Below are 14,024 nucleotides of genomic sequence, written 5' to 3'. Positions count from 1 at the left end.
AACATTTTGCTGGCGGGTGATTAGCACCAATACTCAGTCACACATGATCGAGGCGAGTTAGCGAGAAGAGGTCGGTTTCGTAACGTCCCACTGCATCAGATCTTCCAGTATTCTCAGCCGCTGCTCTGCGCACTGGCGGGCCAGCCAGGACACTCCCTTTGTCGCTGAAAAATAGTGCTGATAAAACTGACGTGCGGTAGACCTCTTCATAATTTACCTCCTCGCTTCATCGATAAGGATTATTGGCTTAATATAGGGATTAATAAATTGCTGATTTTTTGTCAGGAGTTCCTCTTTTATGCCTTCTGGTCGTCTGCAACAACAATTTATCCGCCTCTGGCAGTGCTGCGAGGGGCAATCGCAGGAGACCACGCTGAACGAGCTGGCTGAGCTCCTCAACTGCTCCCGGCGTCATATGCGTACCCTCATTAACACCATGCAGCAGCAGGGCTGGCTAAACTGGGAGGCCGAAGCCGGACGCGGTAAGCGCTCGCGCCTGACTTTCCTCTATACCGGCCTGGCGTTGCAGCAACAGCGGGCGGAGGATCTGCTGGAGCAAGACCGCATCGATCAGCTGGTCCAGCTGGTGGGCGACAAAGCCGCCGTGCGCCAGATGCTGGTCTCGCATCTGGGACGCAGCTTTCGTCAGGGACGCCACATTCTGCGAGTGCTTTACTATCGCCCAATGAAAAATCTGTTGCCCGGTACGGCGTTACGTCGCTCTGAAACCCACATGGCCCGGCAGATTTTTAGCGGTCTGACGCGGATAAATGAGGAAAACGGGGAACTGGAAGCGGATATTGCCCATCACTGGCAACAGGTGTCTCCGTTGCACTGGCGCTTCTTTTTACGCCCCGGCATACATTTCCACCATGGACGCGAGCTGGAGATGCGCGACGTTATCGACTCCTTAGAGCGCGCCCGCACGCTGCCACTCTATTCGCATATCGCGCGGATCCACTCCCCAACGGCCTGGACCCTGGATATTGAGCTATCGCAGCCGGACAAATGGCTTCCGTGGCTTCTGGGCTACGTGCCCTCGATGATCCTGCCTGCCGAGTGGCGATCCCTGAACAATTTTTCCAGCCAGCCGATTGGTACGGGCCCCTACTCCGTTTCACGGAACAACAGTAATCAGCTGAAGATCCGCGCCTTTGATGATTACTTTGGCTATAGGGCGCTGATCGACGAAGTCAACGTCTGGGTACTACCGGATCTCAACGAAGAGCTGAGCGCAGGCCTGACGCTGGAAGGGCCAACAGCCGGTGAAAAGGCGTTCGAAAGCCGCCTGGAGGAGGGCTGCTACTACCTGCTCTTCGATAGCCGCAGCCATCGCGGGGCGAATCACGACGTACGCAGGTGGATCAGCCATGTTCTGGCGCCCGCTAACCTGATTTATCACGCAGAGGAGCAATACCAGACCTGGTGGTTCCCGGCCTATGGCCTGCTTCCGCGCTGGCACCATGCGCAGCCAGTACGCAGTGAAAAACCTGCCGGACTGGAGACCATCACCCTCAGCTACTATCGCGATCACATTGAGCACCGGTTTATCGCAAGGATCATGAGTAAGCTGCTGGCAGCCGAGGGCGTGACGCTGGCGATACAGGAAGTGGACTATGATGAATGGCACCGTGGAGATGTTATCAGCGATATCTGGCTCAACAGTGCGAACTTCACGCTGCCGCTTGATTTTTCGCTCTTCTCTCACCTTTATGAAGTGCCCCTGATTCAGCACTGTATTAATCGGGACTGGCAGCGAGACGCCGCACGGTGGCGGGCAGGAGAAATGGATCTGGCCGCCTGGTGTCAGGAGCTGCTGGCCGGGCAGACGATCGTACCGTTGATTCACCACTGGCTGCTGATCCAGGGTCAGCGCAGCATGCGCGGCCTGCGAATGAATACCCTGGGCTGGTTTGATTTTAAATCCGCGTGGTTTGCGCCGCCGGAGCCATAACGCTTTCGTAATATTCACCAAATCATTACAATAGCGCCGTTCTCAACGGGGTGCTGCATCACTGATGTGCGCTGAGATAATACCCGTCGAACCTGATCCGGATAACGCCGGCGAAGGGATTTGAGGCTGTCTCTCAAAATCCTTTGCCACTCAACCCTGAGGTGCAAAGTGTTAAAAAACGTTCTTCCTCTGCTGGCGCTGTTTGCGCTGCCTGTTTTTGCTAAGCCTGTCCTGACGGTCTACACCTACGACTCCTTCTCCGCCGACTGGGGCCCCGGCCCGGCGGTGAAAAAAGCCTTTGAAGCCGACTGCAACTGCGAGCTGAAATTCGTGGCGCTGGAAGATGGTGTCTCTCTGCTTAACCGGCTGCGTATGGAAGGCAAAAACAGCAAAGCCGACGTGGTGCTCGGGCTGGATAACAACCTGCTGCAAGCCGCCACTCAAACCAGACTGTTCGCCAAAAGCGGCGTGGCGGCAGATGCCGTCAACGTGCCGGGCGGCTGGAAAAACGACACCTTCGTTCCCTTTGATTACGGTTACTTTGCGTTTGTCTACGATAAAAACAAGCTGAAGAATCCGCCCAAAAGCCTGAAAGAGCTGGTCGAAAGCGATCAGAAGTGGCGCGTGATTTATGAAGATCCGCGCACCAGCACGCCGGGTCTGGGGCTGCTGTTGTGGATGCAGAAAGTCTATGGCAACAAAACGCCTGAGGCGTGGCAGAAACTGGCTGCGAAAACCGTTACCGTCACCAAAGGCTGGAGCGAAGCCTACGGCCTGTTCCTGAAAGGCGAAAGCGACCTTGTGCTGAGCTACACGACTTCTCCGGCCTACCACATTATCGCCGAGAAGAAAGACAACTACGCCGCCGCGAACTTTGCTGAAGGGCATTATTTGCAGGTGGAAGTGGCCGCCCGCACCGCCGCGAGCAAACAGCCGGAGCTCGCCGAGAAATTCCTGAAGTTTATGGTTTCACCGGCATTCCAGAATGCTATTCCGACAGGAAACTGGATGTACCCGGTCACTGATGTTGCGCTGCCGGCAGGTTTTGAGCAGCTGAACAAACCGCAAACCTCCCTGGAATTTACGCCGCAGCAGGTTGCCACCCAGCGCGCCGCATGGATAAGTGAATGGCAACGCGCCGTCAGCCGCTGATCCCCGGCTGGTTAGTTCCCGGGCTGCTCGCCGCTATACTGATGGTGGTCGTCAGCCTGGGTGCATTCCTTGCGCTGTGGTTTAACGCGCCAGAGAGCGATCTACTTGCCCTCTGGCACGACAGCTATCTCTGGCACGTCATCCGTTTCTCCTTCTGGCAGGCGTTTCTCTCCGCGCTGCTGTCGACGCTCCCGGCCATTTTCCTCGCGCGCGCCCTCTATCGCAGACGTTTCCCCGGCAGGCTTGCCCTGCTGCGGCTGTGCGCGATGACGCTGATCCTGCCCGTGCTGGTGGCGGTGTTCGGCATTCTGAGCGTCTATGGTCGGCAGGGATGGCTGGCATTCCTTTTCAACCTGCTTGGTCTGGAATGGACCTTCTCGCCATACGGCCTGAAAGGCATTCTGCTGGCGCATATTTTTTTCAATATGCCGATGGCCACGCGCCTCTTTTTACAGGCGCTGGAAAACATTCCCGGTGAGCAGCGTCAGATTGCCGCCCAGCTTGGCATGCGCGGCTGGTCGTTCTTCCGCTTTGTCGAATGGCCGTGGCTGCGACGCCAGATTGCCCCGGTTGCCGCGCTAATCTTTATGCTCTGCTTTGCCAGCTTCGCGACCGTACTTTCTCTCGGCGGCGGGCCGCAGGCCACCACCATTGAGCTGGCGATCTATCAGGCTTTAAGTTACGACTACGATCCGGGCCGCGCCGCGCTGCTGGCGATCGTGCAGATGCTGTGTTGCCTGGTGCTGGTGTTACTCAGCCAGCGGCTGAGCAAAGCGATCCCCGCAGGAAGCAATAACATTACCGGCTGGCGCGATCCGCAGGACAGCCTGTATAGCCGCGTCGCGGATTTTATGCTGATCGCACTGGCACTCCTGCTTTTGCTGCCCCCGCTGCTGGCCGTTATCGTTGATGGACTGAATCGCAATGTGTTGTCGGTACTGCAACAACCTGTCCTGTGGCAAGCGACGTGGACCTCCTTGCGCATCGCGCTGGCAGCCGGGCTCCTGTGCGTGATCCTGACCATGATGCTGCTCTGGAGCAGCCGCGAGCTGTACGCGCGTCATGCCCGTAAAGCCGGACACGCGCTGGAACTGACGGGTATGCTGATCCTGGCGATGCCGGGCATTGTGCTGGCGACCGGATTCTTTTTACTGTTCAACAGCACCATCGGCCTGCCGGAAAGCGCCGACGGCATCGTCATTTTTACCAACGCACTGATGGCCATCCCTTACGCGCTCAAGGTACTGGAAAACCCGATGCGCGACGTCAACAGCCGCTACAGCTTGCTGTGTCAGTCGCTGGGCATGCAGGGCTGGCAGCGTCTGAAGGTGGTAGAATTGCGCGCACTGAAACGCCCGCTCGCCCAGGCGCTGGCGTTTGCCTGCGTGCTGTCGATTGGCGATTTTGGCGTAGTGGCGCTCTTCGGCAACGAGGATTTCCGCACGCTGCCGTTCTGGCTTTATCAGCAAATTGGCTCCTATCGTAGCCAGGACGGCGCCGTCACGGCGCTGCTCCTGTTGCTGCTGTGCTTTGCGTTATTTACCGTTATCGAAAAACTTCCGGGGCGTGATGTTAAAACTGACTGATGTAACCTGGCTTTATGAGCACCTGCTAATGCGTTTTACCCTCTCCGTTCGTCAGGGAGAGCGAATCGCAGTGCTTGGCCCAAGCGGTGCCGGGAAAAGCACCTTGCTCAATTTGATCGCCGGTTTTCTGCAACCTGCCAGCGGGTCGATCGTCATTGATAACGGCGAGTTTTCCTACGCTCCGCCGGCTAAGCGCCCGGTGTCGATGCTGTTTCAGGAAAACAATCTGTTCAATCATCTTACGGTCTGGCAGAACATCGCGCTGGGGATGGATCCGGGGTTAAAGCTCAGTGCTGCGCAGCGTCAGACGCTGGAGGCGATCGCCGAACAAATGGGCCTGTCTGCGTTTATCAACAGACTTCCGGGGGAGCTTTCCGGCGGCCAGCGCCAGCGCGTGGCGCTGGCACGCTGTCTGGTGCGCGAGCAGCCGCTGCTGCTGCTCGACGAACCCTTTTCGGCGCTCGACCCGGCCCTGCGCCAGGAGATGCTCTCGCTGGTTGAGGAGGTGTGCGAGCGCGAGCAACTGACGATGCTGATGGTTTCGCACAGCATTGAAGATGCCGCACGCATCGCGCCGCGATCGGTGGTGATCGCGGAGGGACGTATTTTGTGGGATGGAGAAACAGAAGAACTTCTGAGTGGTAACGCAGGGGCATCTTCATTGTTGGGCATTCGTGCGGTCTGATGCCCTCACCCTGGCCCTCTCCCACGGGGAGAGGGAAAACACCTTAACGGCTCACCACCTTCAACAGGATCTCGCCGTACACCGGCATCAGCGGGTGGCGGATTAGCGCCACCAGCGCTACCACCGCCACGCCGAGCGTAAGTGGGGCCAGCCAGAGCAGGCGCGTGCGCGGGAGATAGCGGGTCAGGCGATCGACGCTCGCTTTCGCGCTGCGCCACAGGCGCCAGCAGAGCCAAACCGCCAGCCACAGCAGCACCGCCGTACCCAGCAGCAGCCATTTAAACTCACCGCTTTGCATACCGTCAGGAATATCAATCGCCGCGCCCGCCAGGATACCCGGCAGGAAGTAGAACGGCGGCCAGAAGACGCAGCCGATGATATTCGGCACCACAAACTTCGCGACGGGCAGATCCAGCATCCCGGCCACCATCGGCACCAGTGGACGCGTTGGCCCAACGAAGCGCCCCACGAGGATGGTGAACATGCTGTGCTGGTGCAGCGCATGCTCGGTTTTATCCAGCAGCGCTTTGTTTTTTTTCATGAACGACCAGCGGTGCAGCGGCTTCTTAAAGCGCCAGCCCAGCCAGAAGGAGATCCAGTCCCCCAGCAAACAGCCGATAATACCGGCCATCCACGCCTGCCAGAAATTGACCTCGCCGCTGCCGATAAGCGCCCCAAGCCCCGCCATCATCACGGTGCCGGGCAGGATCAGCCCGACCAGCGCCAGCGACTCCAGAAACGCCACCAGCGCCACGGCGATGAGCGAATACATAACGGACTGGGTAATAAAATGTTCCAGCAATGCCTGCATAACTATTCCGGTCAGAAAACGAATCAGCGATTCTGCTTAGCGCCCTGCACCGCGTCAAGGCATCAATTGTCTGAATAGTTTACAAGATGCGCCTGAAGTTCACCTGAATGTTTACCGATTATTCACATCCCGCACGGAATTCGCTCGGGCTGGCACCGGTGCACTTCTTAAACACGCGAGAGAAATAGAGCTGATCTTCAAAGCCGACGTTACGCCCGACGGTGGCGATAGGCATTCGGGTGGTGCTGAGCAGCAGTTTCGCCTGGCTGATGCGCTGATCCTCGCGCCAGCTGAGCACGCTCACGCCAAGCTGCTGGCGGAACAGATGCGACAGCCGTGACGGCGACAGGCACACATGCTGGGCGACGCTGGCAATATCAAACTGGCTGTCGGCAAGGTGGTCGCTGATGTACTGGCAGGCGTCGCGGACGCGGTTGTCCAGCGGCGGATTAAGCGACTCGTTGATGGCCTCCATGCGGCGCAGCAGCACCTGTTCAAGCAGATTGATGGCCAGCAGTTCAGCGTAGCGCCCTCCCGCCTGCCCTGCCTCAATAATCTGTGCGAACAGCTCACGGAACTGCGCCAGATGCGCCTCATCCGGGCGATAAAAACCGGTTTGCGCGAAAATGGCCGGCCACGAGAGCCACTCCTGCCAGTAGGCGCGCGGACGGAAATAGACCCACTGGTGATACCACTCTTTGGCATCCGGGTGGCGTCCGTAGTGGTGGATCTCCCCCGGCGGGAACAGCAGCATATCACCAGGGCGGCAGATAAACTGCCGATCGCCGTTTTTAATCACCCCTTCCCCGCGAACGGTCAGGTTCAGAATATACCCTTTCATTCCGAGCGGTCGATCGACGTAGAAATCGAGATACCCCTCGGCCTCAATGGGCGTCAGCCCCGCCACCAGATGGGCGTTAAATGAGTATCCCGGCAGCAGGGGATCGTTTTGCGGTTCGGCCATAGATTCAGTTCTCCCAAGGGTCCTGAAGGAAACCAATTGTCCATATCGATAAAAGCAGTATAAAAATGGCCCGCGAAAAGATCCAAAAAGCATCACGCCTCTTTTACGTCCGCCATGTTTCAGCCTTTTCCCCTGATTTCTCCGCCAGCAAGGGCGGATAAGCAGTAACAAAAGTGTCTATAAGTACGGCAGAAATGTCCACATTGAATATTTGCACGGCGTCACACTTTCAATCGTAACAGCAATTTAGTCCATAAGATTAGCGGATCCTGCCTGACGATCTTTGTCCCCAGTCTCTAATGTTCTTCCATACCTGTTTTGGATGGAGCAACACCATGGCAATTGCAATTGGCCTCGATTTTGGCAGCGACTCAGTTCGCGCGCTGGCAGTGGACTGTACGACTGGCCAGGAAATAGCAACCAGCGTTGAGTGGTATCCGCGCTGGCAAGAGGGGCGCTACTGCGATGCGCCGAACAACCAGTTCCGTCACCACCCGCGCGATTACATTGAATCAATGGAAGCGGCGATCAAAACCGTGCTGGCAGAGCTGACGGATGCCCAGCGGGCCGACGTCGTGGGGATTGGCGTCGACAGTACCGGTTCAACGCCGGCCCCGGTTGATGCAGAAGGCCGCGTACTGGCGCTTCGCCCGGAGTTTGCCGATAACCCGAACGCCATGTTTGTGCTGTGGAAAGACCATACCGCCGTGGAAGAGGCGGAAGCCATCACCCGCTTATGCCACCAGCCGGGCAAAACCGACTACTCGCGCTACATCGGCGGGATCTACTCCAGCGAATGGTTCTGGGCAAAAATCCTGCACGTTACCCGCGCGGACACGTCGGTCGCACAGGCAGCGGCGTCATGGATTGAGCTGTGCGACTGGGTTCCCGCCCTGCTCTCCGGCACCACTCGTCCGCAGGCTATTCGCCGTGGCCGTTGCAGCGCCGGGCATAAATCGCTGTGGCATGAAAGCTGGGGTGGTCTGCCTCCGGCAGCGTTCTTCGATGAACTCGACCCGATCATCAACAAAAACCTGACATACCCGCTGTTTACCGACACCTTCACCGCCGATATTCCGGTCGGCATGCTCTGCGAAGAGTGGGCGAAACGCCTCGGTCTGCCGCAAAACGTGACCATTTCCGGCGGCGCGTTCGACTGCCATATGGGCGCCGTGGGCGCGGGTGCGCAGCCTAACACGCTGGTGAAAGTGATTGGCACCTCCACCTGCGACATTCTGACGGCGGATAAAACGACCGTTGGCGACCGCGCGGTGAAGGGTATCTGCGGTCAGGTTGACGGCAGCGTGGTGCCCGATTTTATCGGCCTCGAAGCGGGTCAGTCCGCGTTTGGCGATATCTACGCCTGGTTTGGCCGGGTGCTCGGCTGGCCGCTGGATCAGCTGGCGGCCGCGCATCCTGAACTGAAAAACCAGATTACCACGAGCAAAAAACAGCTCCTGCCGCAGCTCACCGAAGCCTGGGCAAAAAATCCGTCTCTCGATCACCTGCCGGTGGTGCTGGACTGGTTCAACGGCCGTCGTACGCCGTTTGCCAACCAGCGTCTGAAAGGGGTGATTACCGATCTCAACCTGGCGACCGACGCGCCCGCGCTGTTTGGCGGCCTGATCGCCGCCACCGCGTTCGGCGCGCGCGCCATTATGGAGTGCTTCACCGGGCAGGGCATTGACGTGAACAACGTGATGGCTTTGGGCGGTATCGCCCGTAAAAACCCGGTTATCATGCAGGCCTGCTGCGACGTGCTCAACCGTCCGCTGCAAATTGTGGCCTCCGATCAGTGCTGTGCGCTGGGCGCAGCGATTTTCGCTGCCGTGGCCGCAGGCGTCCATGCGGATATCCCGACCGCGCAACAGCATATGGCGAGCGCCGTCGAAAGTACGCTTCAGCCGCAGGCTCAGCAGGCACAACGCTTTGAACAGCTTTATCAGCGCTACCAGCAATGGGCAAAAAGCGCCGAACTTCACTATCTCCCTGTCGCCGCCCCGGCCAAAAGCACCGCGGACACTACGGCAACCCTGACACATTAAGGACACGATAATGACCATTTTTAATAATTATGAAGTGTGGTTTGTGATTGGCAGCCAGCATTTATACGGACCGGAAGCGTTGCAGCAGGTGACGAAACACGCGGAGCACGTTGTGAATGCGCTGAACGCGGAAGCCAAACTGCCGTGCAAACTGGTGCTGAAGCCGCTGGGTACTACGCCGGACGAAATCACTAACATCTGCCGCGATGCCAATTACGATGACAAATGCGCTGGCCTGGTGGTGTGGCTGCACACCTTCTCGCCAGCCAAAATGTGGATCAACGGCCTGGCTATCCTCAACAAACCGCTGCTGCAATTCCACACTCAGTTCAACGCCTCCCTGCCGTGGGACAGCATCGACATGGACTTCATGAACCTGAACCAGACCGCCCACGGCGGTCGCGAGTTCGGCTTCATCGGCGCGCGTATGCGTCAACAGCATGCCGTGGTGACCGGCCACTGGCAGGACGGCCAGGCACAAAAACGCATTGGCTCATGGATGCGTCAGGCGGTCTCTAAGCAGGATACCCGTCACCTTAAAGTGGTGCGTTTCGGCGACAACATGCGTGAAGTTGCCGTAACCGACGGCGACAAAGTGGCCGCGCAGATCAAGTTCGGCTTCTCCGTGAATACCTGGGCAGTGGGCGACCTGGTGCAGGTGGTGAATGACATCAGCGATGGCGACGTTAACGCGCTGGTGGACGAGTACGAAAGCAGCTACCGCCTGACGCCTGCGGCACAGGTCAACGGCGACAAGCGCCAGAACGTGCTGGATGCCGCACGCATTGAACTGGGCATGAAGCGCTTCCTGGAACAGGGCGGCTTCCATGCCTTCACCACCACCTTTGAAGATCTCCACGGCCTGAAACAGCTCCCGGGTCTGGCGGTACAACGTCTGATGCAGCAGGGCTACGGTTTTGCGGGCGAAGGCGACTGGAAAACTGCCGCTCTGCTTCGCATCATGAAGGTGATGTCAACCGGTCTGCAGGGCGGCACCTCTTTTATGGAAGACTACACCTACCACTTCGAGAACGGCAACGATCTGGTGCTCGGCTCGCACATGCTGGAAGTGTGTCCCTCTATCGCCGTTGAAGAGAAACCGATCCTCGATGTGCAGTACCTCGGCATTGGCGGCAAAGCGGATCCGGCCCGTCTGATCTTCAACACCCGTACCGGCCCGGCCATTAACGCCAGCCTGATCGACCTCGGCGACCGTTTCCGCCTGCTGGTGAACTGCGTCGATGCTGTGGAAACTCCGCATTCTCTGCCGAAACTGCCGGTCGCGAACGCCCTGTGGAAAGCGCAACCTGACCTGCCAACCGCGTCGGAAGCCTGGATCCTGGCCGGCGGCGCGCACCACACCGTCTTCAGCCACGCGCTTGACCTGAACGATATGCGTCAGTTTGCCGAGCTGCACGACATCGAACTGACCGTGATTGATAACGACACCCGTCTGCCAGCCTTTAAAGACGCGCTGCGCTGGAACGAAGTCTATTACAGTTCAAAACGCTAAGCCCTGAATGCCCGGTGGCACTTCGTTTACCGGGCCTACGGTTCTGTAGGCCGGATAAGCGCAGCGCCATCCGGCAGGAGACGACAATGTTAGAAGATCTCAAACGTCAGGTACTCGAAGCCAACCTGGCGCTGCCAAAACATAACCTGGTGACCCTGACTTGGGGCAACGTCAGCGCCGTTGACCGGGAAAAAGGCGTGTTCGTGATCAAGCCTTCGGGCGTGGATTACACGGTGATGACCGCGGAAGATATGGTGGTGGTCAGCATCGAAACGGGTGAAGTGGTTGAAGGCGATAAAAAGCCCTCCTCCGATACGCCCACTCACCGCCTGCTGTATCAGGCCTTCCCGACCATCGGTGGGATTGTGCATACCCATTCGCGTCACGCGACCATCTGGGCGCAGGCGGGCCAGCCAATTCCGGCCACCGGCACCACCCACGCGGATTACTTTTACGGCACCATTCCCTGCACGCGTCTGATGACCGATGCGGAGATCGGCGGTGAGTACGAATGGGAAACCGGGAACGTGATCGTCGAAACCTTCGAAAAACAGGGTATCGACGCGGCGCAAATGCCCGGCGTGCTGGTGCACTCCCACGGTCCGTTTGCCTGGGGTAAAAACGCGGAGGACGCGGTGCACAACGCGATCGTGCTGGAGGAAGTCGCCTACATGGGGATCTTCTGCCGCCAGCTGGCACCGCAGTTGCCGGATATGCAGCAAACCCTGCTCGATAAGCATTATCTGCGCAAGCACGGCGCGAAGGCGTACTACGGGCAGTAAAACATTGTCCGGTGGCGCTGCGCTTATCGGGCCTACGGATCCTGTTGGCCGGATAAGCGTAGCGCCATCCGGCAAAACAGGCACTGTATAAAACCCCAGCAAACACCCCTCAACCAGGCTATAATCAGGCCTGGTTTGTTTTGTGGGATAGCGGCGTGGCACAGGCGCAAGAAGGCTTTTTACTGACCCGACACTGGCGGGATACCCCTCAGGGCACCGAGGTTGCGTTCTGGCTGGCGACGGATAACGGCCCGCTGCACGTTACCCTGCCGCCTCAGGAGTCCGTGGCGTTTATCCCTGAACACCACGTCGAGAAAGTAAAGCAGCTGCTGCGCGGTGAAAACGGCTGGCGCCTCACGCCTCTTGAGCTAAAAGATTTCCACCGCCAGCCGGTTTATGGCCTCTACTGCCGCGCCCATCGCCAGCTGATGCGCTATGAAAAATTGCTCCGCGAAGCGGGCGTGACGCTCTATGAAGCGGACATTCGCCCGCCGGAACGTTTTCTGATGGAGCGGTTTATCACCGCCCCCGTCTGGGTGGACGGCGCTGAGCAGAACGGTTGTCTCGTGAACGCGCGCCTGAAGCCTAACCCGCACTATCGCCCGCCGCTGAAGTGGGTCTCGCTGGATATCGAAACCACCCGTCACGGCGAGCTTTACTGCATCGGCCTTGAAGGCTGCGGGCAGCGGGTTGTCTATATGCTCGGGCCCCCGAACGGCGATGCGTCCGCGCTGGATTTTCATCTGGAATACGTTACCAGCCGACCACAGCTGCTGGAGAAGCTTAACCAGTGGTTTGCCGAGCACGACCCGGATGTATTGATCGGCTGGAACGTGGTGCAGTTTGACCTGCGCGTGTTGCAAAAACATGCCGAGCGGTACCGCATTCCCCTGACGTTAGGGCGCGGAAACACGGAGCTGGAGTGGCGAGAGCACGGTTTTAAGAACGGCGTATTCTTCGCACAGGCTAACGGTCGCCTGATAATCGACGGCATCGAGGCGCTGAAATCCGCCTTCTGGAACTTCTCTTCCTTCTCGCTGGAAGCGGTCGCCCAGGCGCTGCTCGGTGAAGGTAAATCCATCGACAATCCCTGGGACCGAATGGACGAGATCGACCGGCGCTTTAATGAGGATAAGCCGGCGCTCGCTACTTATAACCTGAAAGACTGTGAGCTGGTAACGCAGATTTTCCATAAAACCGAGATCATGCCCTTCCTGCTGGAACGCGCAACGGTAAACGGTCTCGCGGTCGACAGGCACGGCGGCTCGGTAGCGGCCTTCAGCCACCTCTATTTCCCGCGGATGCATCGGGCGGGCTATGTGGCCCCTAACCTCGGTGACGTGCCGCCGCAGGCCAGTCCCGGCGGTTACGTGATGGATTCACGGCCCGGGCTGTATGATTCGGTGCTGGTGCTGGATTATAAAAGTCTGTACCCGTCGATTATCCGCACATTTCTGATTGATCCGGTAGGGCTGGTCGAGGGGATGGCGCAGCCAGACGATGCGCACAGTACTGAAGGTTTTCTCGGGGCACGCTTCTCGCGCGAAAAACACTGCCTGCCTGAGATCGTGGGAAACATCTGGCACGGCCGCGACGAGGCAAAACGCCACGGCAACAAGCCGCTCTCACAGGCGCTGAAAATCATTATGAACGCCTTTTACGGGGTGCTGGGCACCAGCGCCTGCCGCTTCTTTGATCCGCGTCTGGCGTCGTCCATCACCATGCGCGGGCACGACATTATGCGCCAGACCAAAGCGTTGATTGAATCCCGGGGTTATGACGTTATTTATGGCGACACCGATTCCACCTTTGTCTGGCTGAAATCGGCCCATTCAGAAGACGACGCCGCGCAAATCGGCAAAGAACTGGTCGCCTTCGTGAACGCCTGGTGGCGCGAAAGTTTGCAAAAAGAGCGGTTAACCAGCGCGTTAGAGCTGGAGTTTGAAACCCATTTTGCCCGCTTCTTAATGCCGACCATTCGCGGAACCGACCAGGGCAGCAAGAAGCGCTACGCCGGACTGATTCAGGAAGGCGACAAGCAGCGGATGGTGTTTAAAGGGCTGGAGACAGTGCGCACCGACTGGACACCGCTGGCACAGCAGTTTCAGCAAACCCTTTATCTGCGGGTGTTCCGCAATGAGCCGTATCAGGACTACGTGCGCGAGACGATAGCCAGCCTGATGGCAGGCGAACTTGACGCGCAGCTGGTGTATCGCAAGCGCCTGCGCCGCCCGCTGGCGGAGTACCAGCGTAATGTTCCTCCGCACGTCCGCGCGGCGCGACTGGCGGATGAAGAGAACGTTCGCCGGGGCCGCGCGCCGCAGTATCAGAACCGGGGAACGATCAAATACGTCTGGACAACGAACGGACCAGAACCCGTTGATTACCAGCAGTCTCCGCTCGATTACGATCACTACCTGACCCGCCAGCTTCAGCCTGTTGCGGAGGGAATTTTACCGTTCATCAACGACGACTTTGCTACACTAGTGACAGGACAACTTGGGCTATTTTGACGCGTGACGAAACCGTTGC

Annotated in this window: 11 protein-coding genes and 1 riboswitch; of the genes, 8 read left to right on the top strand and 3 right to left on the bottom strand. The window is 58.3% G+C overall.

Annotated features, from left to right (window positions below; translation table 11 throughout):
* Positions 1-57 precede the first annotated feature (57 nt).
* The gene (gene sgrT / locus HWQ15_RS11985) at positions 58-210 is read right to left on the bottom strand and encodes a glucose uptake inhibitor SgrT (protein WP_003856388.1); all 153 of its coding nucleotides are present in this window, start codon (positions 208-210) and stop codon (positions 58-60) included.
* Between the two features lie 88 nt (positions 211-298).
* Between sgrT and sgrR the strand changes: the two genes are divergently transcribed.
* From sgrR to thiQ, 4 genes are all read left to right on the top strand, one after another.
* Complete coding sequence (gene sgrR / locus HWQ15_RS11980; protein WP_063148759.1) at positions 299-1,954, top strand: HTH-type transcriptional regulator SgrR; 1,656 nt, start codon at positions 299-301, stop codon at positions 1,952-1,954.
* Between the two features lie 36 nt (positions 1,955-1,990).
* A riboswitch (TPP riboswitch) is annotated at positions 1,991-2,091 on the top strand.
* 31 nt (positions 2,092-2,122) lie between these two features.
* Positions 2,123-3,106 carry a thiamine ABC transporter substrate binding subunit gene (gene thiB, locus HWQ15_RS11975; protein WP_023299313.1) on the top strand — a complete coding sequence of 328 codons (984 nt, stop codon included), beginning with the start codon at positions 2,123-2,125 and terminating at the stop codon, positions 3,104-3,106.
* The gene (gene thiP, locus HWQ15_RS11970) at positions 3,082-4,692 is read left to right on the top strand and encodes a thiamine/thiamine pyrophosphate ABC transporter permease ThiP (RefSeq protein WP_063148758.1); all 1,611 of its coding nucleotides are present in this window, start codon (positions 3,082-3,084) and stop codon (positions 4,690-4,692) included. Before thiB ends, thiP begins: the two co-directional genes overlap by 25 nt.
* Positions 4,676-5,377, top strand: coding sequence for a thiamine ABC transporter ATP-binding protein ThiQ (gene thiQ / locus HWQ15_RS11965; protein ID WP_063148757.1), 702 nt, complete (start codon positions 4,676-4,678; stop codon positions 5,375-5,377). The genes thiP and thiQ overlap by 17 nt, the downstream gene beginning before the upstream one ends.
* A gap of 43 nt (positions 5,378-5,420) precedes the next feature.
* Here thiQ and HWQ15_RS11960 read toward each other — a convergent pair whose 3' ends face one another.
* Both HWQ15_RS11960 and araC read right to left on the bottom strand, forming a co-directional pair.
* The gene (locus tag HWQ15_RS11960) at positions 5,421-6,188 is read right to left on the bottom strand and encodes a DedA family protein (RefSeq protein WP_017383796.1); all 768 of its coding nucleotides are present in this window, start codon (positions 6,186-6,188) and stop codon (positions 5,421-5,423) included.
* Positions 6,189-6,306: 118 nt separating this feature from the next.
* Positions 6,307-7,152 carry an arabinose operon transcriptional regulator AraC gene (araC, locus tag HWQ15_RS11955; protein WP_032625458.1) on the bottom strand — a complete coding sequence of 282 codons (846 nt, stop codon included), beginning with the start codon at positions 7,150-7,152 and terminating at the stop codon, positions 6,307-6,309.
* Positions 7,153-7,487: 335 nt separating this feature from the next.
* Between araC and araB the strand changes: the two genes are divergently transcribed.
* The 4 genes from araB (at position 7,488) to polB (ending at position 14,005) form a co-directional block, all read left to right on the top strand.
* Positions 7,488-9,197: a ribulokinase gene (araB, locus tag HWQ15_RS11950; protein WP_063148756.1), complete on the top strand. Its 1,710-nt coding sequence runs from the start codon at positions 7,488-7,490 to the stop codon at positions 9,195-9,197.
* Between the two features lie 10 nt (positions 9,198-9,207).
* Entirely contained in the window at positions 9,208-10,710 is a 1,503-nt protein-coding gene (gene araA, locus HWQ15_RS11945; RefSeq protein WP_063148755.1) for an L-arabinose isomerase, read from the top strand.
* 86 nt (positions 10,711-10,796) lie between these two features.
* On the top strand, positions 10,797-11,492 hold the full coding sequence (gene araD / locus HWQ15_RS11940; protein WP_022647024.1) for an L-ribulose-5-phosphate 4-epimerase: 696 nt from the start codon (positions 10,797-10,799) through the stop codon (positions 11,490-11,492).
* 155 nt (positions 11,493-11,647) lie between these two features.
* A complete protein-coding gene (gene polB / locus HWQ15_RS11935) occupies positions 11,648-14,005 on the top strand; it encodes a DNA polymerase II (RefSeq protein ID WP_063148828.1) in 2,358 nt (785 codons plus the stop codon).
* The last annotated feature ends 19 nt before the right edge of the window (positions 14,006-14,024 follow it).

The sequence above is a fragment of the Enterobacter sp. DSM 30060 genome (assembly GCF_013375955.1).
Lineage (GTDB): Bacteria > Pseudomonadota > Gammaproteobacteria > Enterobacterales > Enterobacteriaceae > Enterobacter > Enterobacter intestinihominis.
This window is presented reverse-complemented; position numbering and strand designations above follow the sequence as displayed.

Excerpts from the sequence above, each read along its gene's own strand:
- sgrT (WP_003856388.1), bottom strand. The coding sequence starts at position 210 with ATGAAGAGGTCTACCGCACGTCAGTTTTATCAGCACTATTTTTCAGCG.
- sgrR (WP_063148759.1), top strand. The coding sequence starts at position 299 with ATGCCTTCTGGTCGTCTGCAACAACAATTTATCCGCCTCTGGCAGTGC.
- thiP (WP_063148758.1), top strand. The coding sequence starts at position 3,082 with ATGGCAACGCGCCGTCAGCCGCTGATCCCCGGCTGGTTAGTTCCCGGG.
- thiQ (WP_063148757.1), top strand. The coding sequence starts at position 4,676 with ATGTTAAAACTGACTGATGTAACCTGGCTTTATGAGCACCTGCTAATG.
- HWQ15_RS11960 (WP_017383796.1), bottom strand. The coding sequence starts at position 6,188 with ATGCAGGCATTGCTGGAACATTTTATTACCCAGTCCGTTATGTATTCG.
- araC (WP_032625458.1), bottom strand. The coding sequence starts at position 7,152 with ATGGCCGAACCGCAAAACGATCCCCTGCTGCCGGGATACTCATTTAAC.
- araB (WP_063148756.1), top strand. The coding sequence starts at position 7,488 with ATGGCAATTGCAATTGGCCTCGATTTTGGCAGCGACTCAGTTCGCGCG.
- araA (WP_063148755.1), top strand. The coding sequence starts at position 9,208 with ATGACCATTTTTAATAATTATGAAGTGTGGTTTGTGATTGGCAGCCAG.
- araD (WP_022647024.1), top strand. The coding sequence starts at position 10,797 with ATGTTAGAAGATCTCAAACGTCAGGTACTCGAAGCCAACCTGGCGCTG.